This is a genomic window from Sphingomonas sp. BL-S-28, from assembly GCF_055521515.1.
Window position 1 is genome coordinate 348,732 of the sequence record NZ_CM145484.1, and the last position, 22,101, is coordinate 370,832.

A 22,101-nucleotide genomic window follows, 5' to 3' on the forward strand; every position below is an offset into this window, starting at 1 on the left:
GCAAAGCGCACTGGTGCCGCCGGTAATCGGGCGCTAAAGGCGCAATCGCAACCATGCCCCAGCCCTTCATCCTTTTCGACGACGCCCGCCTTGAGGGCGCGGCCGACGCGCGCATCTACCGCGATCCGGTGGAAATCGTCGTCGCACACGCCGAACAGGACGTGCTGCCCGCGCTCGCCCGGATCGAGGCATTGTCGAGCGAAGGACTGCATCTGGCGGGATACCTCGCCTACGAGGCGGGCCAAGCGCTCGAGCCGCGCCTTGCCGGCCTGCGCAAGGCCGAAGGCCCGCTGGTCTGGTTCGGCGCCTTCGAAGGCTTCGAAACCGTTCCCGCCGCTGCAATTTCGCGCTGGTTGGCCGAAAACGCCGCTCCCGGCCCGGTCGGCATCGGCCCGCTCGATCCGCTGCTCTCCACGGGCGACTATACCCGCGCATTCGATACGATTCACGGCGCCATCGAGGCGGGCGACATCTATCAGGCCAACCTGACCCTACCGCTCGAAGGGCCGTGGCACGGCGATCCGCTGGCGCTCTACGCCGCGATCAGACCCGCCGCCGCCGCCGGATATGGCGCGGCGATCTGCAACGGCAGCGAGTGGCTGCTCAGCTTCTCGCCCGAACTGTTCTTCGCTCTCGACGATCACACCGTCACCGTCCGCCCGATGAAGGGCACCCGCCCGCGCGGGCAGTACGCGGCCAAGGACGCGCTGCTGCGCGAGGAACTGGCCACCAGCACCAAGGATCGCGCGGAAAACCTGATGATCCTCGACCTCATGCGCAACGACCTGTCGCGCGTGGCGGAGGCGGGCAGCGTCCGGGTGGAACAGCCCTTCGCGATCGAGAGCTACCCGACGGTGCACCAAATGGTCTCCACCGTCCACGCCCGCCTCTCACCGGACAAGGGCGCCGTCGACCTGCTGCGGGCGCTGTTCCCCTGCGGATCGATCACCGGCGCGCCGAAGATCCGGGCGATGGAACTGATCGCAGAGGTAGAACGCCACGCCCGCGGGCCCTATTGCGGCTCGATCGGTTTCATCGAACCCTCTGGCGATGCCGCGTTCAATGTGGCAATCCGAACCTTGCGTCTGACGCCGGACGGCAAGGGAACGGCGGGCCGGGCCATACTCGGCGTCGGTTCGGCGGTGGTCGCCGATTCACAAGCGCTTCCCGAATGGCGGGAATGCCTGGTCAAAGGGGGTTTCGTGCGAGATTCGGCAGGGGCAACTTCACCCGCCAGTTTCGATCTTGTCGAGACGATGCGTTTTACGCCCGAAGAGGGCATCCCGCTGCTTGAACTCCATCTGGAGCGGGTCCGTACCAGCGCAGAGGCGCTGGGTTTCAGTTTTGACCGCCATGCCGTGCGCAATGCGATTCAGGCGCTCTGCTTCGATGCCGATGCGCCTGCCAAGCTGCGCCTCGTCACCGCGCGCGGCGGTGCCTATGCGCTGGAACTGGCCGAATTGCCCGAAGCCTTCGACGGCCCGGTGACGGTCGGCGTGCTGCCGCTTCCGGTCGACAGCGGCGACTGGCGCCTGCGCCACAAGACCAGCGATCGCGGTTTCTACAATTCCGGTCTGGCCGTGGGGAAAAAGGCCGGCGCACAGGAAGTGCTGTTCCTGCGCGATGACGGGTTGCTGACCGAAGGCAGCTTCACCAGCCTGTTCGTAGAGCGGGACGGCATGCTCCTGACCCCGCCCGCCGCGCTGGGCCTCTTGCCCGGCGTGCTGCGCCGCTCGTTGATCGAGCAAGGCCGCGCGGTCGAGGCGGACCTGACGCTGGACGATCTTTCCGACGGTTTCCTGATCGGCAATGCGCTGCGCGGCCTGATGCCTGCGCAGCTTCTTACCTGATGGCGCACTCCTGATGCACACTTCCGCTGCTCTTGCCCGCATTGCCCCCTCGGGGACGACCGCGATGACCGACCGCGCCATCGCCCTGCGCGAATCCGGCATCGACGTGATCTCGCTTTCGGTCGGCGAGCCCGATTTCGACACCCCGCCCCATGTGATCGAGGCTGCCAAGGCCGCGCTCGACGCCGGGCAGACCAAGTACACGGCGGTCGGCGGCACATCGCAGTTGAAGCAGGCCGCCGCGCTGCACTTCAAGCGTGATCTTGGCATCGAGATAGCGGCTTCGCAAGTGACCGTCAGCGCCGGCGGCAAGCAGGCGATCTTCCACGCCATGCTGGCAACGGTGAGCGAAGGCGATGAAGTGATCGTGCCTTCGCCGTGGTGGGTCAGCTATCCGGAGATCGTGCGCTTCGCCGGCGGCAAGGTCGTGCCGCTGCGCACATCGCCCAAAGACAACTTCCGCTTCACGCCCGCCGATCTGGAAGCGCAGATCGGCCCGCGCACGCTCTGGGTGCTGCTCAACAGCCCCGGCAACCCGACCGGCGCCTATTACCCCGAGGACATGCTGCGCGGCATCGGCGAGGTGCTGAGTCACCATCCCCGGGTGATGGTGCTGTCCGACGATATCTACGCGCCGATCAACTATACCGGCCGTCCGCATGCCACGCTGGCCAACCTCTGCCCGGATCTGGCCGACCGCATTCTGACCGTCTCCGGCGTGTCCAAGAGCCATGCGATGACCGGCTTCCGCATCGGCGTGGCCGCCGGGCCGCAATGGCTGATCAAGGCGATGGAAAAGCTGCAATCGCACTCATCGGGCAATCCCTGCTCGATCAGCCAGGCCGCTGCCGTCGCCGCTTTCGAAGGTCCGCAGGACTTCCTGACCGAATGGCGCGAGCGGTTCCGCACGCGGCGCGACATGGTGGTTTCCGCGATCAACGCGATTCCCGGCCTGTCGACGCCATCGCCCGATGGTGCGTTCTACTGCATGATCGATGCGACGCCGCTGATGGACCGTTTCGGCGGAGACGACGTGAAGCTGACGCTGCACCTGCTGGAGCACGGCGTGGCGCTGGTCCCGGCATCGGCCTTCGGCGGGCATGACGGCTTCCGCATCAGTTTCGCCGCGGATGACGCGCGGCTCGAAGAAGCGCTACGGCGCATAGAGAAAGCATTGACGTAACATGGAACTGGAAATCCTCTTCGAGGACGGCGAAGCACTGGTCATCGACAAGCCCGGCGGCCTGCCGCTCGATACGCCGCGCGCCGGCGGGCCGAGCCTCGAAGACCGGCTGGACGAACTGAAGCTGGGCTTCCACCGTCACCCCGCGCCGGTGCACCGGCTGGACCGTGACACCTCCGGCTGCCTGCTGCTGGCCCGCAATCCCAAGGCGCTGAAGCGCTTTTCCGCCGCCTTCGAGGAGAAGCTGGTCGAGAAGCGCTACCTCGGCATCGTCGCCGGCACGCTGACCGAAGAGGAAGGCACGATCGCCCTCAACCTCTCCAAGGTCAGCACCGCCAAGGACGGCTGGCGCATGATCCCGGCCAAGAAGGGCAAGCCCGCCGTCACCCACTGGCGCAAGCTGGATGAGAAGAACGGCCTGACTCTCGTGGAGTTCCGCCCCGAGACCGGCCGTACCCACCAGATCCGCGTCCATGCCGCCTCCGGCCTTGGCCACGCGCTGCTGGGCGATCCGGTCTACGGTTCCAGCAAGGGCGCGCCGCGCACCATGCTGCATGCGGCCGGCCTGACGGTGCCGCGCGGCGACAAGGAGCCGATCGTTGCTGTGGCGCCGCTGCCGCGCGATTTCGCCGCGCTCGGCTTCAGCGATGAATGAGCGAGATTGAAGCCACGATAGACCGCGCCCAGGCCCTGGCGAGCGAGAGCTTCATCGCCGCCTCCGGGCCGGGCGGTCAAAACGTCAACAAAGTGGCGACGGCGGTCCAGCTGCGGATCAACGTCTATGCCTTGCGGCTGACGCCGCCGGTCTTCGCACGGCTGAAGGAACTCGCGGGCAGCCGGATGACATCGGGCGGGGAACTGATGTTCACTGCCCGCCGCTTCCGCACGCAGGAGGCCAACCGCGCCGATGCCCGCGAACGCCTCGCGGAAATGCTGCGCGATGCCCACAAGCTGCCCGAAAAGCGCGCCAAGAGCCGGCTCAACCGGGTGGGCAAGGAACAGCGGCTGAAAGGCAAGAAGCTGCGCGGCTCGGTCAAGGCCGGGCGCGGCAAGGTCAGTTTCGACTAGGGCAGGATGACCTCACGTTCCTCGTCATTGCGAGCGTAGCGAAGCAATCCAGAGCGGTTTGCCCGGCCCTGGATTGCTTCGCTACGCTCGCAATGACGAACTGTGGTTGGGGCCTATTTCAGAATGCCCCAGCCGCCGTCGCCGCATCCGAAGGCTCCCCGGAAGGCCGCGTGTCGAACATCTCCGCCGCCTGATCGAGCGCGGTGGCCTCGTCCGAGGTCACGGGGGCGGGCACCGGATCGGATGAAGCGCAGCCCGCCAGCGGCAGCACTATGGCCGCCAGCCACAAATGCGCCCTCATCAACCCTCGATCACTTGCGCGTGGGGATGATGCTTGGCGATATGCTTGCGGATGATCTTGAGGTTGCGGCTGTTCGAACGGAACACGAAGTCGAACAGATCGCCGGCAACCGGAATCGCGCCCAGCAGCGTATCAACGCCGACATTCGCGCTCATCCGCGCCAGTTGCCATTTCGACATGCCCAGATTGCGCCCCTCCCAGACGAGATAGAGGCCCATCAGCGCGGAAACCACGTCGCCTGCCACTGGCACCAGACCCACGACCGCGTCGAGGCCGACCTTGCGGCGGAGGCCAGGAATCGTGAACGCGTTTTCCAGCATGCGCTCCACCATTTCCACGCGGCGGGTGACGGAAACCGGATCGGACCCCAGCGGAAGATCCATTTCCATGCGGCGGGCAGAAGCCTGTCCAGTCGCCAAAGTCGTCGCACTCCTCGAACGGCAAAAGCGCCGCTCAGGTTATTTGGGCACCCAGGCCAGCGGCATCAAGGGGTGCCAGCCCCAGGTGTTCGGCGCGAAGCCGTCCACACTGCCGCGCACCAGCGACCAGCGGATCGGCGTGCCGAACGGGATGAAGACGTTGGAGGCGGTCAATTCCGCCTCCGCTTCGGTCAGCAGCGCCGCGCGCTGTTCGGGAGACTGCGCCACCGCCGCCTCCGCCGCGCGCGCATCGGCATCGGCGGAGCAGATGCCGCGACGGGCACGGCACGATAGGCGGTTGAGGAACCAGGCGGCACGCGGATAGCGGGCAATTTCGTCAACGAGCGCAAGGTCGGCCCCGGCAGCATTCGGCGCATGCATCAGCCGAATGCCGATGGCCGCCATATCGGACGAAAGCTTTTCGAACAGCGTATCCGCACCTTGCCCCGCCGGCAGCCAGAGCGTCAGTTGCGGCGCCCGCGCGGCAAGGTCGGCCGGCGTCGGCGTCTTGGGGCCGCGCTGGAAAATCTTGCGCGCCAGACGCACCGGCTGCGCTGCGGGCGAGGTCGGGGCCAGTGAGGCCGGTGCCGCCACCTGCGCGGGGGCCGAATTACCCTCCCAGCGCCGCACCCGGGCGGCGGCGACGATGCGGCGCTCATCGATGCTCTGGTTGCCCCAGCGCTCGCCGATTGTGCCCAGGTCTCCGTCCAGGCTAGGCGTGACGATGCGGGTGGTCGCCGTCCAGCCGCCCACCCCGAACGGCGCGATCAGCGCGTCACGGTCGATCGCCATGGCAATCGCCTCGCGATTGGCAGGATCGGCCAGGAACCCGCGATCGTTCATCACCTGCAACCCGAACAGGCCGATGACGGGATCGAGCTGGATCGTGCCGCGCAGGATTCCCACCGATCGGGTCAGCGGGAAATCCTGGATTTCACCGCCCATCACGATATCCACTGTGCCTGCATTGAAGGCATCTACCGCCGCCGGGCCCCCGAGCGCGCTCATATCGACGCGGCGAGTGCGGCGGGTCCAATTCTCGATCGCCGGCAGGCCCAGCCGCGCGGGATCGATCGGCACCATTCTGGCGATGTTCCGCTCCCGCTCCAGCCGCATCGGGCCGGCGCCTCGCTCCCGGTGCATCAACCCCAATTCGGGCTGCGCGATAAGTTGGAGCAGATAGGGCATCGGCCGATTCAACCGAATCTCGATGACGCGGCCGGCCATCGCCCGGGTCTCGTCGATGCCCGACAGATCGAGTTCGAGAGGCGTGCCCTTCAGGCTATCGAGGGCCGTATCCAGTGCCCGCTTTGCCGATTGCGCCGTCAAGGGATCGCCCGTGAGCCAGTTGCCGTCCCGCAACCGGAAGATATAGCTCAGCCCATCGTCGGTAACGATCCAACGATCCGCGAGCGCCGGGATCACGCGCCCCTTCTCGTCGAAAGAGACCAACCCCTCTGTCGTCGATGCGCGGGCCAACTGGCCGGCGAGCGGACGTTGCAGACCCGTGGCGAAAGGATCCGCGGCATTGCCGATCACTGCCACGCTCAGCGCCGAATTGCTGGATGACCCGCACGCGGCGAGCGCCAGCGCAGCCAGAAGGCCGAACGCGGCGGAACCTGTGCGCAAAGCGGTCATGCCTTTGGGACTAGTCGATTTCGGCAGGCCCGCAAATGGCCGCTGCATCCATCTTCGGGAAAAAGCGCAAGGGCAGCAACGATCGCGACCGTTTCCGCCGCAGCAATGCCCCGGGCGGCGCTCAAATCTTGCGCAGGGCTGCCGAATCCGGGGAATAGAGCGCTTCGTGATTGCGAACAAAGCGCGGGGTTGCGTCCTCGGCGGCATTCACCGCGACGCGGGCCAGTTTGGGATCGATGTCCGTGCCGAACGCCACGCCGAAGCGGTTGTCCTGCACCCAGGCGACCGAGCCCGGCACCCAGCCGATGTTGCGGATATTGACCTTGACCGGGGTGCCGCGAACGACGCGCACCATGCCTTCGCCCATCATGCCGCCGGGCGAAAGATTGCGGACCTTGATGCGGCTTTCGCCGTCCAAACCATCGACGCGCAGGTCAGCCATCAGAAACAGGCTGTCACGTGCGATCTGTCGGTTCTCTTCGGTCATGCGATCTCGTCCGGTATTCAAGGCGTACGCCGGGCATCGTATGGGCCGGCGGAGCACTTGTCCGCGCAAGCCTAACACGATTGCCACCACGTTCTAAGGGGCAGTCACCAAGAAAGCCTTAATGACCATCCGAGGCCAGCCCCCGCCGCGCCAAAACAGGGTTAAAATGTGGTCATGACCGGGGTATCGGCGCAAGCGGAATTTGATCCGCAATCGCGCTTTCAGTTCATATACTTAACGTCGCAGGGAAACCCGCCGCGCCGGACGCGCCTTGGGCCCCCATCCCGCGCGGCTCAATCGTCGCGCGAGACCTTTTCGCGGCGCTCGTGCGCTTCCTGCGCTTCCACCGTCATCGTCGCGATCGGGCGGGCTTCGAGGCGGCCGAGGCCGATCGGCTCACCGGTCACTTCGCAGTAGCCGTATTCGCCTTCCTCGATCCGGCGCAGCGCGGAATCGATCTTGGCGATCAGCTTGCGCTGGCGGTCGCGGGTGCGCAGTTCGATTCCCCAGTCGGTCTCGCTGGAAGCGCGGTCGTTAAGGTCGGGCTCCCGGATCGGGCCGTCCTGCAACTGCGCCAGCGTTCCGGCGGAAGCATCGAGGATCGATTTTTTCCAGGCGAGCAATAGACGCCGGAAGTAATCCTGCTGAGCCTCGCACATATAAGGCTCGTTCTCAGCGGGAACGTAGGAACCGCCAAGCATACGCTTGGCCTTGGCGAGGACATCAATTTCGTCAGCTAGGGCCGTTGCCATCCAGAGAATCTCCGCACGAATTCCCGCGGCCTGCCTACGCCCTGCGGCCCCGGATTTTTCCAGTGACCTCCCGGCAAACCGTGGTGCGGCGGCCTATAAGGCCGGCCTTCGGGCTACACAAGGTCATAACCAAAGCCTTCCACAAAAAACCTGAATGGCTGTTCGATAAGCGGAAAAGCTGTGTCCGAAACTACACGCCGGAATGCCGCCCAAAATGCCCACAGGGACTTTCGAATTGTCGTTAACGACTTGTTGACCATGAACAGCGCAACCTCATCGCATCGAAAGGCCGCGGGAACGGCCTTACGAAGGGGGTTACTATGGGTACTGTCTGGATCAATGTTCACGGCATCACCGCATGTGAAGCCGATATCAATGCCGAAAACCTGCTGGTCGCAGACCGGCTCGCCGCTGCCGCGCAGGGCGACTATTCGGCCTACTTCGACCTTGGCGTCGCCTATTCGACCGGAAGCCAGGGCGTGCCCTGCGATCTGATCGAGGCGCACAAGTGGTTCAACCTTGCCGCCGTTGCCGGCCATGAGGAAGCGCCCGCCTGCCGCGCCGAAGTGTCGGATGAGATGACCGCGCGCGAAATCGCCGAAGCGCAGCGCCGCGCGCGCCAGTGGCTGGCCGCCAGCACGCGCAAGGCGGCCTGAGTTGTAGTGAAATTCTGCGGCATCGCGCCGATGCCGCAAGGGAGCCCGATCGGCATCCCTTCAAACCAAGCTTTCAGGTTTTGCGGAACGGCGTGCGGTCGCCCAGCCAGATCTGGTCCTGCGCGATGCCCGCCCGCTCCTGTTCGAGATAGTCGGCAATCGCCGCGCGCAGCCCGTCGTGAACGATGTAGTGCGCGGAAACCGTCCGCACCGGCTCATAGCCGCGCGCCAATTTGTGGCCGCCCTGGGCGCCCGCCTCAACGCGCGAGAGGCCCAGCGCGATGGCCGCATCGATGGCTTGGTAGTAGCACAGCTCGAAGTGCAGGAACGGCTTCTCCACCACGGCGCCCCAGTAGCGGCCGTAGAGAGCCTCCGCGCCGATGAAGTTCAGCGCACCGGCAACCGGCTCGCCATCGATATAGGCCATGACCAGCAGGATGCGGTCCGCCATCGTCTCGCCCAGCCGCGAGAACGCCGCGCGCGTCAGGTAGGGATGGCCCCACTTTCGCGCGCCGGTGTCCTGATAGAAGGCCCAGAACGCATCCCAGTGCTCCTCGCGCAGATCAGCACCGGTGAGCGTGCGGATTTCCACGCCTTCCTGCGCCTTCTCGCGTTCCTTGCGGATGTCCTTTCGCTTGCGCGACGAGAGTTCGCCAAGGAAATCGTCGAAGCTGCCATAGTCGCGGTTTTCCCAGTGGAACTGGATATCCTCACGCAGGAGCCAGCCGGCCGACTCGAACACCGCTACCTGATCCGGCTCGATGAAAGTCGCATGGGCGGAGGACAGGCCATGCTCGCGGCACAGCGTTTCTGCCGCGCGCAGCAGCGGCAGTTGCAGTTCGGGATGCGGGGTCAGCAGGCGCGGGCCCGTGGCCGGGGTGAACGGCGCCGCGATCTGGAGCTTGGGATAGTAGGCGCCGCCAGCGCGGTGCCAGGCATCGGCCCAGGCATGGTCGAAGACGTATTCGCCCTGGCTATGTTCCTTGAGATAGGCGGGAAGCGCCGCCGCCAGCCGGCCATCGGGCCCTTCGATGGTGATCGGCACCGGGCTCCAGCCACTGCGCCCGCCGACGCTGCCCGAAGCTTCGAGCGCGGAAAGGAATGCGTGACTGACGAACGGATTGCCGCCGTCGCCCAGCGCATCCCATTCGTCGGCGGGTAGAGCGGAAACGCTGCCGTGGATCCGGGCGGTAAATTCGCCCTCGCTCATTCGAGAACCTCTGCGAGCTGCTCGAAGATTGCGGCATCGGCATGTTCGCGCACACGGTCCTGCTGCTCGTCGGTTCGCACCGTCCAGCTCGCAACCGGCAGCCCACGTTCGCGCTGGGCCCGCGCAAAGCGGCTGGGCAGGTCGCGCACATCGTAGGCAAGGAAATCGGGGCGCGCCTTCCACAAGGCCAGATGGCGGCGGATCGAACCGGGCAGCGCGCGATCCTCCCCCTCGCTGACGATCAGCCCGCGCACGGTCAGCGGCGAATGGACGCGAAACCAGTGCGCCACGCGCGGATCGAAGCTCATCACCGCATAGTCGCCGGCATAGCCTTCCAGCACGCGCCGCACCGCAAGGCACAAGGCAGCCACGCGGGCGGCGCGGCTCGACTTGACCTCGATCAGCACCGGCACTCGTCCTGCCACGCGATCGAGCACGTGCCGCAGCGTGGGTATCGTCTCCTCGCTGCCGGTCAGACGGACCGCCGCCAGTTGCGCGCCACTGCGGCGGGAGATCGGCCCGCTCTCACCGGTCAGGCGGTCGAGCGTGGCATCGTGGAACACCACCGGCGTTCCGTCACCCGCACGCTGCACGTCCAGCTCGATTCCGAACTGGCCGCGCAGCGCCGCCTCGAAGGCGGCAAGCGAGTTTTCCGGGATACCCGCGCCATGCAGGCCCCGGTGCGCATAGTCGCGCGCGCCGATCCACCCGACCCGTTTTGGATCGGGTGCCGGCGCCAGCCATCGATCAATCGAGGCGAGGAGCACGAAGCGTCACGATGGCGTCCACTTCGACGGCGGCGCCCAGTGGCAGCACCGGCACGCCGACTGCGCTGCGGGCATGCTTGCCGGCATCGCCGAACACCGCAACCATCAGTTCCGAGGCGCCGTTGGCGATCTTGGGCTGATCGGTGAAATCGCCGGTCGAATTGACGAAAGCGCCCAGCTTGACCACGCGCTCCACCCGGTCGAGCGAGCCGAGCGCGGCCTTGAGCTGGGCCAGGATCATCACTGCGCAGGCCTGCGCTGCCTCGACGCCGGCTTCAAGGCTGACGTCCTCGCCCAGGCGGCCGGTGACGAGCTTGCCGTCGACGAAAGGCAGCTGGCCCGAGACGTAGGCCGTGTCACCGGCAATCACCACCGGCACATAAGCGGCGACCGGGGCCGCCGCTTCGGGAAGGGTCAGGCCAAGGGCGGCAAGGCGGGTTTCGATCTCAGTCATGTTGGGGCATTTCCCTGTAGGTTTGGGTAGAGTCGGTCTGGGTCAACCAGTCAAGCAGCCACGGGGTGGCGCTCTTCCAGTCGTCGATTCGCGCATGGGCATGGCCTGCCGCATGGGCGCACGTGATATGCGGCGCCAGCAGCGACTCCGCGCAAAGGTGCAGGCGGCCGATGTCCGGCGCGAATTCGGCGACCGATCCGTGATGCTGGGCCAGATCGTCGATGAACACCGCGCGGCTGGGCGCATATTCTTCCAGGATCGCCTTGAGCGCCGGCCCCTTCGGCCCCTGATTCGTATAGATTTTCAGTTCAACGCCGTGATCGGCGAGCTGCCGTCGGCGCGCTTCCTGCCGGAAATCCATCAGGTTGGTCAGCACTACTACATCGGCGTGGTCGGCAATCGCGCGAATCGCCTCGATCGCCCCTTCCACAGCAGTCTGCCGGTGCATCTCGCCATCGAAGAACTTGTTGAGCAGCGACCACATTTCCGCCTGTTCGAGCAGGTCCCCCGTGGTCGTGCGGCGCATCGCGCTGGAGAAATCGCCGCGCGACATGTCGAACGTCACGCCCTCATCCTCGGCCAGCCAGTCGCGGAAATGGCTGACCATGTAGAGCAGCACTTCGTCGCAATCGGTGATCAGCAGCGGGCGGGTCATCGGCCGATCCTTGCCCGCGCAGCGGCCAGTTCCTCGGGCCTGACGCCCAGAACGTCGGCCGCGGCGACAAGGTCCGCCTCATGCGCGCAAAGGAAATCGAGCACTGCCGTCAGCGTGCCTCTCTCTCCCAGCGAGGCGCGCAGATGGTCGGGCGTGAGCCCCGTAAGCGCCAGAAAGCGCTCCGCCCGGTCGCCATCGCCCAGCACCCAGCCAAGCGCATTCAGCGCCAGCGTTTCTGCATCCTGCGATGAAGAAGGTGAACTTCCGAGAATTGTCAGCCTCGCTTGCCTGTCCTAGAGCGGTGTTTCAGCCGCAAGATGGGGTTCAGGCGCGGAATGGCAAAGCGAATCCTTGTTGTCGAGGACAACGACCTCAACCGGAAGCTCTTTTGCGACGTGCTCAGGAGCCAGGGCTTCTCCGTGGAGCCGGTGGCGGACGGGCTGGACGCGCTCGAAAGGGCGCGCGAATTCGTGCCCAATCTCGTCATCATGGACATCCAGCTGCCCAATGTCTCGGGCCTGGACCTGATCGAGGCGGCCAAGAAGGATGCAGTGCTGCGGACGATCCCGGTGCTTGCCGTCACGGCCTATGCCGGCAAAGGCGACGAGGAACGCATCCGCGAGGCGGGCGCTGAAGGATATCTCGCCAAGCCGGTGTCGATCGGCCCCTTCATGCAGGCCGTCCGGGCGCTGGTATGACCCTTCCCTCAGGCGTTCCGGGCGCCGGTATGGCCCTTCCCGACGCGCCTGTGCTTGACTTTACCCCCCGCCGCCGCTTTTGCGCCGCAATTATCGGCCAGAGCGCCGCCCGAAATTACCGGAGTTGAAATGACCATGGACCGCGCAGAGACCTCGGCCCGCATCGCCGCGCTGATCGAACCCTTCAACAAGAAGGGCATCGAGATTACCGACGCGACCCGCTTCACCGACGATCTGGAGTTCGACAGCCTGACCGTCATGGACTTCGTGGCCGAAATCGAAGACGGTTTCGACATCATCATCTCGATGAACCAGCAGGCCGAGATCGAGAACTACGGCCAGCTCGTCGACGCCGTGGTCAAGCTGCAGGGCTGAAGGACTCCGTCATGACCGACATGCTCAGCGACAACGAGACGCAAGGTGCAACCGACCTGTTCAGCAAGTTCGATCCCCTGATCGAGATGCGCCAGGGCCTGCTTTCCACCGGCGTCACCGATCCGTTCGGCCTCGTCATGGAAAAGGTGATCTCGCCCACCGTCGCCCTGTGCAACGGGCGCGAGACGATCCTGCTCGGCACCTACAACTACATGGGCATGACCTTCGATCCGGACGTGATCGCAGCCGGCAAGCAGGCGCTGGACGACTTCGGTTCGGGCACCACCGGCAGCCGAGTCCTCAACGGGACCTACGCCGGGCACAAGGCTGTCGAGGAAGCGCTTTGCGACTTCTACGACATGAAGCACGCCATGGTGTTCTCGACCGGCTACCAAGCCAACCTCGGCATCATTTCGACCATCGCCGGCAAGGGTGATTACATCGTCCTCGACATCGACAGCCACGCCTCGATCTGGGACGGCTGCAAGATGGGTGACGCCGAAGTCGTGCCGTTCAAGCACAACGATATCGAGGCGATGGAAAAGCGCCTGCGCCGCATCCCTGAAGGCGCGGGCAAGCTGGTCGTGCTGGAAGGCGTCTACTCGATGCTGGGCGATATCGCCCCGCTCAAGGAGATGATCGCCGTCGCCAAGAAGTACGGCGCCATGGTGCTGGTGGACGAAGCGCACTCGATGGGCTTCATCGGCCCCAACGGGCGCGGCGTGGCCGAGGATCAGGGCTGCCTTGACGATGTGGACTTCGTGATCGGCACGTTCTCCAAATCGGTCGGCACCGTCGGCGGCTTCTGCGTTTCGAACCACCCGAAGTTCGAGATCATGCGCCTGGTCTGCCGCCCTTACGTCTTCACCGCCAGCCTGCCGCCCAGCGTCGTCGCCACCGCCGCGACTTCGGTGCGCAAGCTGATGCACGCTGCCGACAAGCGCGCGCACCTTTGGGAAAACTCCAAGGTTCTGCACAAGGGGCTGACCGATGCCGGCTTCCAGCTCGGCACCGAGGAGCCGCAGAGCGCGATCATCGCGGTGATCATGCCCGATCTCGAACGCGGCGCGATGATGTGGGAAGCGCTGCTGCACGAAGGGCTCTACGTGAACCTTGCGCGTCCGCCGGCAACCCCTGCCAACATGACGCTGCTGCGCTGCTCGCTCTGCGCCGAGCACTCGGCCGAGCAGGTCCAGCAGATCATCGGCATGTTCACGCGCGCGGGCAAGACGGCCGGCATCCTCGGCTAACCTGCTCTTGAGCGATCCAGGCAAAGGCCCGGGCATGGTGGTGCGGCTTCGCATCCTCGTGCTCGGGCTTTTCCTTGCCGGGCTGGTCCTCGTCGGCCACAGCCTCTGGCAGAACCAGCGCCGCGCGCGCCTTGTCGGGCTGACCGACACCCCCTGCACCCCCGCCGGCCGCTCGGTGACCGGCAGCGACTTCGACGACTGGGGCGGCCTGTGCTTCTACCGCACCAGCAACGCCGCGCTGCGCCGCGAGGGGCTGCATCCCGAAGTGGTGATGATCGGCGATTCGATCACGATGGGCTGGCCCACGCTCGGCACCCAAGTGGTCAATCGCGGCATCGGCGGCCAGACCAGCAGCCAGATCCTGCTCCGCTTCCGGCAGGACGCGCTGGACCTCAGCCCGCGCGTCATCCACCTGATGCTCGGCAGCAACGACGCGTTCGGGTTGACCGGCCCGGTCACGCTCGACCAGATCGACGGCAATGTCCGCACCATGGCCGAACAGGCGCGGCTGCACGGTGCCGTGCTGATCCTCGGCACGCTGCCGCCCTCAAAAGGCTTCGGCGGCCTGTTCGAAACCGACCCCACCCCCGCCATCGACCGCGTCAACGGCCGCCTGCGACAGATCGCCCGGCAGCAGGGGCTGATCCTGGCCGACTACCACGCCGCGCTGGCCCGCCCTGACGGGTCGATCCGGGAGGACATGTTCGTCGACGGCGTCCACCCCAACGCGGCGGGCTATGCGGCCATGCAGCCGATATTCCGCACCGCGCTTTCGGAAGCGGAACTGCGCCGCAGGCAGGCCGCGACGCAGTAGAACCAGCTCAGTCTGCGTGACGGTCGACCAGTTGGAGGAACGCTTCCAGCCAGCTACCGACAAAGCCCGCCGATTGCTCGCCGATAGTGCCATCGGCGTTGATCAGACCGTCCTTCCACTGGATAAACGCCTCCGGCGCGCCGAGCGTCGGCATGTCGAGATAGGCCAGCACATTGCGCAAGTGCTGCTGCGACAGCGCGGTGCCGATCGCGCCGATCGAGACGCCGATCACGCCCGCCGGCTTGCCGGCCCAGGCGCTTTGGCCATAGGGGCGCGAGGCATTGTCGATGGCGTTCTTCAGCACGCCGGGGATCGATCGGTTGTATTCCGGCGTCACGAAGATCACCCCGTCCGAGCCCTTGATCAGCGCCTTCAGCGCCTTGACCGATTCCGCCTGATCGCCGTCGTCATCCTGATCATAGAGCGGTAGCGAGCCGATATCGGCGAAGGTAAATTCGTGGCCCGATCCCGCCGGCAGACGGATCAGCGCCTCGGCAAACTGGCGATTGAAGGATTCGGCCCGCAGGCTTCCGACGACAACGGCGATCTTCGACATGACGACTCCTTACGGCTGATGGCTATCGCGCGGAGTATCAGAGCAAAAGGAGACACTTTAAAGTCCCCATGATCGCAGAGGTTTGGCGGCCGGTCCCGAAATCAGCCCTGAAATCAGCTAGACCGGCGCGGCAAGGGCGGGCGATGATAGCTGACATCGCTGCGATCGCGGCTGGCCTGGCAAGGCTGATCCGCCGTGTAGGCGCTGGCCGGATCGGGGGCGAGAGCGGCGCGCGGAACGTCGTAGACGCCCTCCACGATGGTAACCCGGTTGGCGATCCGCCATTCGCCGCCGCGCTTCTGGAAGTGATCGACATAGCGCCCGGTCGACATGAAATGCGGGCCTTCAGCCGCGACGCCGGAGAAATGGTAATAAGTTTCGCAAAACGCCTCTTCCCCCTGCAGGTCGCAGACATGGTTGAGGATCGCATGCTGCGTCGCTTCGAAGCGCAGCGTGGTGCCGTCGGCCCAGGGGATGAAATCGCCCGGCGTGCCGACGAAGTGGCCGTGATCCTCGATCGCATCGTCCCAATAGCAGGATCGGGCGAGCGCATTGTCCAGCCGGTCCAGCCCCCGTGCATAGCGCAGCATGACCTGATGGATGTCATGCCGGTCGACCAGTTCGGCCAACCGGGAATCCACGGATGCAGGATCGGTCACGGCGTCTCTCCCTCGCGCAAGCCTTGTTTCGCGCGAGGTTAGCCGAGTGGCAGCGACCCGATAAGCGGGGTCACGCCTTGTTCGTGGCGGCGATCATGTCGCACTTCTGGTTGGTCTGCTTGCCCCCGCCGCTGAGGAACGAAACCGCCAGGAACCCGGCCAGCACCGCCACGACGAAGGCCACCGTCACCTTGCCCAGATGCTTGTCGATCACTGCCTTGATCGGTGCGCCGAACAGGCGGAACAGCACGCCCACGATCAGGAAACTGATCGAGCGCGAAATGATCGAGGCGCCCAGGAACACGAAGATGTTCATGCCGATGAAACCGGCGGTGATCGTCAGCAGCTTGAAGGGGATCGGCGTCGCCCCCTTCACGATGATGATCTCTGCGCCGTATTCGCGCAGATAGCAGGCGGCCTTCGGGAAGCTGTCCGCCAGATGCAGCGCGCGCAGCAGCGCTTCGCCGAAAGCGGCATAGGCGAAGTGGCCGATGGCGTAGCCGAGCAAGCCGCCCGTTACCGAAGCGAGCGTGGCGATCACGGCGTAGCGAATCGCCTTCTTCGGTTCGGCCAGGCACATCAGGCCCAGCAGCGGATGCGGCGGCACCGGGAAGAAACTGGCTTCCATGAAGGCGAACAGCGCCAGCCACCATCCCGCGTGGCGGTGCGACGCCTTGGCCATGGTCCAGTCGTAAAGGCGGCGCAGCATCCCATTCTCCGCGATAAAGCGTTTTCTAATCAGGTGAATTTCACCTGATGACTCGGAAAACGCGAAAAACAAAAACCTGGAGCGGTTTTTCCGACGCAGTCGGATCGGAAACCGCTTTGAATCCCGGCCGCGTGCTTAGGGGCGAGGCCGGCTCGCGGCAAGCCTGTAACCTATTTGGTTATTTCTTATTGACAGCGTCACGCCGATTGGGTACATATCAGGAACATCGCGAAATACCGAGTCGCCCCGGCGGCTCTTTCGCGGCCCTCCAGAACAGGACTTTCCACATGGTCGAGCCGAAGCGCGCTTCGGCCGGTGCCGCCTCTGGCAAGCGCCGGACGAAGATCGATCCTGAATCCGCTGTCCTCGAAGATAAGCTGAACCGTCACTGGCGCGGCGTCTTTCTGGCCGCACTGGCGGAAACCTCCAACGTCAGCGCCGCTGCCGCGGCGGCCGGCGTTCATATCAGCCGCCCCTACAAAGTGCGTCACAACGAACCCGAATTCGCCCGCGAATGGCGCGGCGCGCTGCTGGAGGGATACGAAAACCTCGAAATGGAACTGCTCCACCGCCTGCGCTTCGGCGAAAGCAAGGACGGCGAGATGAAGTTCGACAATGCCAATGCCCTGCGCCTGCTGGGCCTTCACCGGGAGACCGTGGCACGCGAGAGGGCGATGCGCGAGGACGAGGATATCGGCGCGGTGCGTGCCTCGATTCAGGCGAAGATCGCGCAGCTACGCGAACAAGTGCTCGCCCGCCGCGCGGCCGAAGAAAGCGCGGGCGAGGAAAGCGCCAGCAATGGCTGAGGCCGATCCGCTGGAATGGCTGCCCGAAGCCGAAAGCGGGGAGATCGAGGCATTCATGGCCAAGCTAGGCCGTACCGAGCGCCGCGAATGGCGCTGGGACTGGGCGATCCGCGCACGTCCCTCGCAGCTTGCCCCTGCGGGGGACTGGCGGGTCTGGCTGGTCATGGCCGGGCGCGGTTTCGGCAAGACGCGTTGCGGGGCCGAATGGGCGCGGCTGGTGGCGGAGGAGAATCCCGGCGCGCGCATCGCGCTTGTCGCCGCCAATCTGGGCGAGGCGCGCGCGGTCATGGTCGAGGGCGAGAGCGGCTTGCTCTCGGTCGGCGCGCCGTGGCGGCGGCCGGTGTTCGAACCCTCGCTGCGGCGGCTGACATGGCCGGGTGGCGCGCAGGCCACGCTCTATTCGGCGGCCGAACCGGAATCGCTGCGCGGCCCGCAGCACAGCCACGCCTGGTGCGACGAGATCGCCAAGTGGGACAATGCCGCCGGCCGTGCCGCGTCGAGTTGGGACAATCTGCTGATGGGCCTGCGGCTCGGCAGCGATCCGCGCGTAGTCGCCACCACCACGCCGCGCAGCGTGCCGCTGGTCATGCGGCTGATGGCCGATGCCACCTCCGGCGAAGTCGTCGTCACGCGGGGCAGCACTTTCGACAATGCCGCCAATCTGCCCGCACGGTTCCTGTCGGCAATGCGCCGGAATTTCGGCCGCAGCCTGCTCGGCCGGCAGGAGATCGACGGCGAACTGATCGCCGATATCGAGGGCGCGCTGTGGACGCGCGCCTTGCTGGAACGATGCCGCGAACCGTCCGCGCCGGAATGCAGCCGCGTGGTCGTCGGCGTCGATCCGCCCGCTTCGGCAGGCGGCGATGCCTGCGGGATCGTGGTGGTCGCCCTCTCGCCGGAAGGGACCGCGCATGTGCTGGCGGACGCCTCGGTCGAAAAGGCCGGCCCCGAACGCTGGGCCCGCGCCGTCGCGCAAGCGGCCGAGGCGTGGTCCGCCGACCGCGTCGTAGCCGAGGCCAATCAGGGCGGTGCCATGGTTGCCTCGGTCCTGCGCGCGGCGGAAATTTCGCTGCCGCTGCGGCTGGTCCACGCCAGCCGGGGCAAAGTCGCGCGCGCCGAACCCGTCGCCGCACTCTACGAAGCCGGCCGCGTGCGCCATGCCGGACTGTTTCCGGCGCTGGAGGACGAGATGTGCGGGCTGATCGCCGGCGGTTCCTATCAGGGACCGGGGCGCTCGCCCGACCGGGCCGATGCGCTGGTCTGGGCCTTGACCGAACTCATGCTCGGCAAGGCTTCGGATCCGCGTGTTCGCTTGCCGTGAAACGCGGTTCACGCGGAGAAGAAATTAGGAAAAGCAGGAATCGCGCAAAGGCACAAAGGCGCAAAGATGCTGTGTCGCAGGCATCCACTACTTACGAATGCCACCGCAAGCGCGCGCCCGAAAGATAAAGGCGGCTTCGCCGCAAACACGAGATCTTTGCGCCTTTGCGCCTTTGCGCGATTCCCACTTCGCTCTCCGGGTCTCCGCGTGCGCCCCTTCAGATCCCTCATTGAAAGGAACCCCACGTGTCCTTCATCGATACGCTCGTCGCCGCCTTCAAGGGCGAGAGTGCCCGCGTGCCTCTGGCGCGAGGGCCGGCTTCGCCATGGTTCTTCGCCGACAGCGGCGGCGGGCGTGCCCCCTTCGAGTACGCCACGGCCGTGCGCCGGGCCTATCTCGAAAACCCCGTGGCCCAGCGCGCGGTGCGCCTGGTGGCCGAAGGGATTGCGGGCGCGCCTCTCAAAGCTGCCGATCCGAAATTGGCCGCGCTTATCGGCGAGACCAGCGGCGGGCAGTCGCTGCTGGAGACGTTGGCCTGCCACCTGCTGCTCCACGGCAATGCCTATGTGCAGGTGATGAAGGACGCGCGGGGCCGGCCGGTCGAACTCTTCGCGCTGCGGCCCGAGCGTGTGACCATCGTCGCAGGCGAGGACGGCTGGCCTTCCGCCTATGCCTATGATGTGGCCGGGCGCCGGCTCGCGATCCCGCTGCTGGACGAGGACGCCTCGCCCAACGTGATCCACATCCGCCACTTCCACCCGGCGGACGATCACTATGGCGCCGGCTGCCTTGCCGCTGCCGACGAGGCGATCGCCACGCACAATGCCGCCGCGCAGTGGAACCGCCAGCTTCTGGAAAACGCCGCCCGCCCCTCCGGCGCGCTGGTCTATGAGGCGGAGGGCGGGAATACTCTGACCGCCGAGCAGTTCGACCGCCTGCGGACCGAACTGACCCACGCCTATGCCGGATCGCACAATGCCGGGCGGCCGATGCTGCTGGAAGGCGGGCTCAAGTGGCAGGCCATCGCGCTGACCCCGGCGGACATGGACTTCGCGACGCTCAAGGCCGCCGCCGCGCGTGACGTGGCGCTGGCCTTCGGGGTGCCGCCGATGCTGCTCGGCCTGCCGGGCGACGCCACTTACGCCAACTACCGAGAGGCCAACCGCGCGCTCTGGCGGCTGACGCTGCTGCCGCTGGCGTCGAAGATTTTCGCGGCGCTTTGCGAAGGGCTGGCCCCATGGTTCCCCGAGGCCTGCCTCGCCATCGATCTCGACCGCGTACCCGCGCTTTCGGAAGATCGCGAGCGGCTCTGGGCGCAAGTCAACGCCGCCGATTTCCTCGACGCCGACGAGAAGCGCGCACTGCTCGGCCTGCCCGAACGCAAGCCTTCCGCAAAGGAATTGGAGAACAAATCATGAACCAACAGGACATGCTTGCCGGTCTGCTGGCGCAGGCAGCCTCCGAAGGCAGCGAACTGGTGACGCTGCGCGCCATCGTCGAGGAAGCGAGCGAAGTCGGCGCGCGCCGGATGCTGACGCGCATCGGGCTCGACGACGCCACGGCGCCCAATGACCTCTCCGAACTGCGCGAACTGTTGCAGGCCTGGCGCGACGCCAAGGCCAGCGCCCGCGCCGCCGCCATCGGCTGGTTCGTTCGCGCGCTGCTCGCCGCGCTGCTGCTGGGCCTTGCCGTGCGCTGCGGCACCACGGACCTGCTCCGTTGATCCTCCGACAAGCTCAGGATGAGCGGGGCCAGGCCCCACTTCGCTTCGCCGGTTACGCCGCGCTGTTCGACCGGCGCGATTCCGGGCGAGACACCATCCGCCCCGGCGCCTTCGCCCGCACGCTGGCGCAGCGGCGCGACCCGCTGCCGCTCTATTGGCAGCACCAGCCGGACTTGCGCGTCGGCTGGGTCGAGACCGCCGCCGAGGACGCGCGCGGCCTGCGCGTCGTTGCGTGGATCGACAATCCGGACGGCGCCGCCGGCCTCGCCCTCAAGCGCGGCAGCGTGACCGGCCTGTCGTTCGGCTACCGCGCGATCTCCAGCCGCACCGGCGTGGAGGGGCGCGAGTTGCTCGACGTCGAACTTTTCGAAGTCAGCCTTGTCACCCACCCGATGCAGCACGGCGCGCGGGTGCATCTCGTTACCTGAACCTTCCCCACTCCACGATTTCCGCCGCCCAACCGGCGGCTCCCAAGCGAAAGGTGAATGCCCCATGGAATCCACTCCCCCGGTCGAAGCCCTCGACGCCTCGTTCGACCTTGTCGCCCGTCAGGACGCCACCGATGCCGCGGTCAATGCACTGCGCGGCGATGTGGACGAGGTGAAATCCCGCCTCGACCGCGTCAGCCGCGCCGCCGCCCGCCCGCTGATCGAAGGCGCAGCGCCGGCTGCCAGCGTCGAAGTGAAGGGCTTCGTCGACGGCTACTTGCGCATGGGCCGCGAGACCGAACTGAAGTCGATGTCCGGCATGGTCGCCTCGGACGGCGGCTATGCGGTCCCGCGTGAGATCGACGCGCTGATTTCCAGCCGCCTCAAGACCATCAGCCCGATCCGCTCCATCGCGCAAGTCGTCCAGACCGGCACCGCGGGGTATCGCAAGCTGGTCAATGTGGGCGGCACCGCATCGGGCTGGGTCAGCGAAACCGCCACCCGCCCCGAAACCGCCACCCCCAGCCTTGCCGAGATCGTGCCGCCCACCGGCGAGCTTTACGCCAACCCCTCCGCCAGCCAGGCCATGCTCGACGATGCCATGTTCGATATCCAGTCGTGGCTGGCCGACGAGATCGCCTCGGAATTCGCCCGTGCCGAAGGCGCCGCCTTCATCAACGGCACCGGCACCAACCAGCCCAAAGGCTTCCTGGCCGCACCTACCGCCGCCACCGCCGACAGCGCCCGCGCTTTCGGCACTCTGCAGTTCCTTGTCTCCGGCAATGCCAGCGGTTTCGACACCGCGCCCGAACTCAAGCTGATCGACCTGGTCCACGCGCTGAAGGGCGGCCATCGTCAGGGCGCGAGCTGGGTGATGAATTCGAAGACGCTGGCGGTCGTTCGCAAGCTGAAGGCGGCGGACGGTTCGTTCCTCTGGCAGCCGGGTCTGATGGACGGCCAGCCGAACCGCCTGCTGGGCTATCCGGTGGTCGAGGCGGAGGACATGCCCGATGTCGCCGCCAATGCCTTCCCGATCGCCTTCGGCAACTTCCGCGCCGGCTATCTGATCGCCGAACGCAGCACCACTTCGATCCTGCGCGATCCCTATACCAACAAGCCCTTCGTCAATTTCTACGCGACGAAGCGGATCGGCGGGCAGGTGCTCGATTCGGACGCGATCAAGCTGCTCAAGATCTCGACCTGACGAAGGCGGATGCGCATCGGGGAGCCGCCTTCCTCTCCCCGATGCCCCGCTTTCGCGCAGGGGGCGGTTCCGTGTCGCCCCTCACCGGCCGCCCCCTGCCTTCATTTCCATTCTGATC

28 protein-coding genes are annotated in these 22,101 nt (G+C 66.1%); 15 read left to right on the forward strand and 13 right to left on the reverse strand.

The features are described 5' to 3' along the window. The first annotated feature begins 53 nt into the window (after window positions 1-53). The 4 genes from pabB to arfB are packed head-to-tail and all read left to right on the forward strand — an operon-like array spanning window position 54 to window position 4,101. Complete coding sequence (gene pabB / locus ACZ1JC_RS10350; protein WP_465136940.1) at window positions 54-1,850, forward strand: aminodeoxychorismate synthase component I; 1,797 nt, start codon at window positions 54-56, stop codon at window positions 1,848-1,850. 13 nt (window positions 1,851-1,863) lie between these two features. Further along, complete coding sequence (locus ACZ1JC_RS10355; RefSeq protein ID WP_465136939.1) at window positions 1,864-3,033, forward strand: pyridoxal phosphate-dependent aminotransferase; 1,170 nt, start codon at window positions 1,864-1,866, stop codon at window positions 3,031-3,033. A 1-nt stretch (window position 3,034) separates the two neighbouring features. After that, a complete protein-coding gene (locus ACZ1JC_RS10360) occupies window positions 3,035-3,688 on the forward strand; it encodes an RluA family pseudouridine synthase (protein ID WP_465136938.1) in 654 nt (217 codons plus the stop codon). Further along, entirely contained in the window at window positions 3,685-4,101 is a 417-nt protein-coding gene (gene arfB / locus ACZ1JC_RS10365; protein WP_465136937.1) for an alternative ribosome rescue aminoacyl-tRNA hydrolase ArfB, read from the forward strand. Before ACZ1JC_RS10360 ends, arfB begins: the two co-directional genes overlap by 4 nt. A 118-nt stretch (window positions 4,102-4,219) precedes the next feature. Here the strand turns inward: arfB and ACZ1JC_RS10370 are convergent, their stop codons facing one another. From ACZ1JC_RS10370 to dksA, 5 genes are all read right to left on the reverse strand, one after another. Further along, window positions 4,220-4,402, reverse strand: a complete 183-nt coding sequence (locus ACZ1JC_RS10370) for a hypothetical protein (protein ID WP_465136936.1) — start codon at window positions 4,400-4,402, stop codon at window positions 4,220-4,222. Next, window positions 4,402-4,791, reverse strand: a complete 390-nt coding sequence (locus tag ACZ1JC_RS10375; RefSeq protein ID WP_465136935.1) for a DUF4112 domain-containing protein — start codon at window positions 4,789-4,791, stop codon at window positions 4,402-4,404. The genes ACZ1JC_RS10370 and ACZ1JC_RS10375 overlap by 1 nt, the downstream gene beginning before the upstream one ends. A gap of 69 nt (window positions 4,792-4,860) precedes the next feature. Beyond that, the gene (locus ACZ1JC_RS10380; protein ID WP_465136934.1) at window positions 4,861-6,459 is read right to left on the reverse strand and encodes an ABC transporter substrate-binding protein; all 1,599 of its coding nucleotides are present in this window, start codon (window positions 6,457-6,459) and stop codon (window positions 4,861-4,863) included. 121 nt (window positions 6,460-6,580) lie between these two features. Further along, a complete protein-coding gene (locus tag ACZ1JC_RS10385; protein WP_465136933.1) occupies window positions 6,581-6,946 on the reverse strand; it encodes a PilZ domain-containing protein in 366 nt (121 codons plus the stop codon). Window positions 6,947-7,239: 293 nt separating this feature from the next. Then, window positions 7,240-7,698, reverse strand: coding sequence for an RNA polymerase-binding protein DksA (dksA, locus tag ACZ1JC_RS10390; protein ID WP_395329995.1), 459 nt, complete (start codon window positions 7,696-7,698; stop codon window positions 7,240-7,242). 320 nt (window positions 7,699-8,018) lie between these two features. Here dksA and ACZ1JC_RS10395 point away from each other — a divergent pair, with 320 nt between their 5' ends. Further along, on the forward strand, window positions 8,019-8,354 hold the full coding sequence (locus ACZ1JC_RS10395; RefSeq protein ID WP_465136932.1) for an SEL1-like repeat protein: 336 nt from the start codon (window positions 8,019-8,021) through the stop codon (window positions 8,352-8,354). A 73-nt stretch (window positions 8,355-8,427) separates the two neighbouring features. On the opposite strand, the gene ACZ1JC_RS10400 is transcribed toward ACZ1JC_RS10395, so the two are convergent. From ACZ1JC_RS10400 to ACZ1JC_RS10420, 5 genes are read right to left on the reverse strand one after another with little or no spacing between them, the layout of a single operon-like run. After that, window positions 8,428-9,564, reverse strand: coding sequence for a GNAT family N-acetyltransferase (locus ACZ1JC_RS10400; protein WP_465136931.1), 1,137 nt, complete (start codon window positions 9,562-9,564; stop codon window positions 8,428-8,430). After that, window positions 9,561-10,331, reverse strand: a complete 771-nt coding sequence (locus tag ACZ1JC_RS10405; protein WP_465136930.1) for a glycerophosphodiester phosphodiesterase family protein — start codon at window positions 10,329-10,331, stop codon at window positions 9,561-9,563. The genes ACZ1JC_RS10400 and ACZ1JC_RS10405 overlap by 4 nt, the downstream gene beginning before the upstream one ends. Next, window positions 10,312-10,785 (reverse strand): RidA family protein, encoded by a 474-nt coding sequence (locus ACZ1JC_RS10410; RefSeq protein WP_465136929.1) that lies wholly within the window; start codon window positions 10,783-10,785, stop codon window positions 10,312-10,314. Before ACZ1JC_RS10410 ends, ACZ1JC_RS10405 begins: the two co-directional genes overlap by 20 nt. Then, window positions 10,778-11,440 carry an HAD family hydrolase gene (locus ACZ1JC_RS10415; RefSeq protein ID WP_465136928.1) on the reverse strand — a complete coding sequence of 221 codons (663 nt, stop codon included), beginning with the start codon at window positions 11,438-11,440 and terminating at the stop codon, window positions 10,778-10,780. The genes ACZ1JC_RS10410 and ACZ1JC_RS10415 overlap by 8 nt, the downstream gene beginning before the upstream one ends. Beyond that, window positions 11,437-11,718: a DUF3572 domain-containing protein gene (locus tag ACZ1JC_RS10420; RefSeq protein WP_465169086.1), complete on the reverse strand. Its 282-nt coding sequence runs from the start codon at window positions 11,716-11,718 to the stop codon at window positions 11,437-11,439. The genes ACZ1JC_RS10415 and ACZ1JC_RS10420 overlap by 4 nt, the downstream gene beginning before the upstream one ends. 57 nt (window positions 11,719-11,775) lie before the next feature. Between ACZ1JC_RS10420 and ACZ1JC_RS10425 the strand changes: the two genes are divergently transcribed. The 4 genes from ACZ1JC_RS10425 to ACZ1JC_RS10440 all read left to right on the forward strand — a co-directional run bounded on the left by ACZ1JC_RS10425 (window position 11,776) and on the right by ACZ1JC_RS10440 (window position 14,577). Further along, window positions 11,776-12,138, forward strand: coding sequence for a response regulator (locus ACZ1JC_RS10425; protein ID WP_465136926.1), 363 nt, complete (start codon window positions 11,776-11,778; stop codon window positions 12,136-12,138). Between the two features lie 135 nt (window positions 12,139-12,273). After that, window positions 12,274-12,513 (forward strand): acyl carrier protein, encoded by a 240-nt coding sequence (locus ACZ1JC_RS10430; protein WP_142636232.1) that lies wholly within the window; start codon window positions 12,274-12,276, stop codon window positions 12,511-12,513. 11 nt (window positions 12,514-12,524) lie between these two features. Then, complete coding sequence (gene spt / locus ACZ1JC_RS10435; RefSeq protein ID WP_465136925.1) at window positions 12,525-13,763, forward strand: serine palmitoyltransferase; 1,239 nt, start codon at window positions 12,525-12,527, stop codon at window positions 13,761-13,763. Between the two features lie 34 nt (window positions 13,764-13,797). Then, the gene (locus ACZ1JC_RS10440) at window positions 13,798-14,577 is read left to right on the forward strand and encodes a GDSL-type esterase/lipase family protein (protein ID WP_465136924.1); all 780 of its coding nucleotides are present in this window, start codon (window positions 13,798-13,800) and stop codon (window positions 14,575-14,577) included. Window positions 14,578-14,584: 7 nt separating this feature from the next. On the opposite strand, the gene ACZ1JC_RS10445 is transcribed toward ACZ1JC_RS10440, so the two are convergent. The 3 genes from ACZ1JC_RS10445 to ACZ1JC_RS10455 all read right to left on the reverse strand — a co-directional run bounded on the left by ACZ1JC_RS10445 (window position 14,585) and on the right by ACZ1JC_RS10455 (window position 16,501). Further along, window positions 14,585-15,133, reverse strand: a complete 549-nt coding sequence (locus ACZ1JC_RS10445) for an NADPH-dependent FMN reductase (protein ID WP_465136923.1) — start codon at window positions 15,131-15,133, stop codon at window positions 14,585-14,587. A 113-nt stretch (window positions 15,134-15,246) separates the two neighbouring features. Beyond that, window positions 15,247-15,792 (reverse strand): nuclear transport factor 2 family protein, encoded by a 546-nt coding sequence (locus tag ACZ1JC_RS10450; protein ID WP_465136922.1) that lies wholly within the window; start codon window positions 15,790-15,792, stop codon window positions 15,247-15,249. Window positions 15,793-15,862: 70 nt separating this feature from the next. After that, window positions 15,863-16,501 carry a YqaA family protein gene (locus ACZ1JC_RS10455; protein WP_465136921.1) on the reverse strand — a complete coding sequence of 213 codons (639 nt, stop codon included), beginning with the start codon at window positions 16,499-16,501 and terminating at the stop codon, window positions 15,863-15,865. A 287-nt stretch (window positions 16,502-16,788) separates the two neighbouring features. On the opposite strand from ACZ1JC_RS10455, the gene ACZ1JC_RS10460 reads away from it, so the two are divergent. From ACZ1JC_RS10460 to ACZ1JC_RS10485, 6 genes are all read left to right on the forward strand, one after another. Further along, on the forward strand, window positions 16,789-17,307 hold the full coding sequence (locus ACZ1JC_RS10460; protein ID WP_465136920.1) for a hypothetical protein: 519 nt from the start codon (window positions 16,789-16,791) through the stop codon (window positions 17,305-17,307). Next, complete coding sequence (locus ACZ1JC_RS10465) at window positions 17,300-18,628, forward strand: DNA-packaging protein (protein WP_465136919.1); 1,329 nt, start codon at window positions 17,300-17,302, stop codon at window positions 18,626-18,628. Before ACZ1JC_RS10460 ends, ACZ1JC_RS10465 begins: the two co-directional genes overlap by 8 nt. A 245-nt stretch (window positions 18,629-18,873) precedes the next feature. Beyond that, window positions 18,874-20,046 (forward strand): phage portal protein, encoded by a 1,173-nt coding sequence (locus ACZ1JC_RS10470; RefSeq protein ID WP_465136918.1) that lies wholly within the window; start codon window positions 18,874-18,876, stop codon window positions 20,044-20,046. Beyond that, window positions 20,043-20,351: a DUF6127 family protein gene (locus tag ACZ1JC_RS10475; RefSeq protein ID WP_465136917.1), complete on the forward strand. Its 309-nt coding sequence runs from the start codon at window positions 20,043-20,045 to the stop codon at window positions 20,349-20,351. The genes ACZ1JC_RS10470 and ACZ1JC_RS10475 overlap by 4 nt, the downstream gene beginning before the upstream one ends. Further along, a complete protein-coding gene (locus ACZ1JC_RS10480; RefSeq protein ID WP_465136916.1) occupies window positions 20,348-20,779 on the forward strand; it encodes an HK97 family phage prohead protease in 432 nt (143 codons plus the stop codon). Before ACZ1JC_RS10475 ends, ACZ1JC_RS10480 begins: the two co-directional genes overlap by 4 nt. 64 nt (window positions 20,780-20,843) lie before the next feature. Beyond that, entirely contained in the window at window positions 20,844-21,983 is a 1,140-nt protein-coding gene (locus tag ACZ1JC_RS10485; RefSeq protein ID WP_465136915.1) for a phage major capsid protein, read from the forward strand. The last annotated feature ends 118 nt before the right edge of the window (window positions 21,984-22,101 follow it).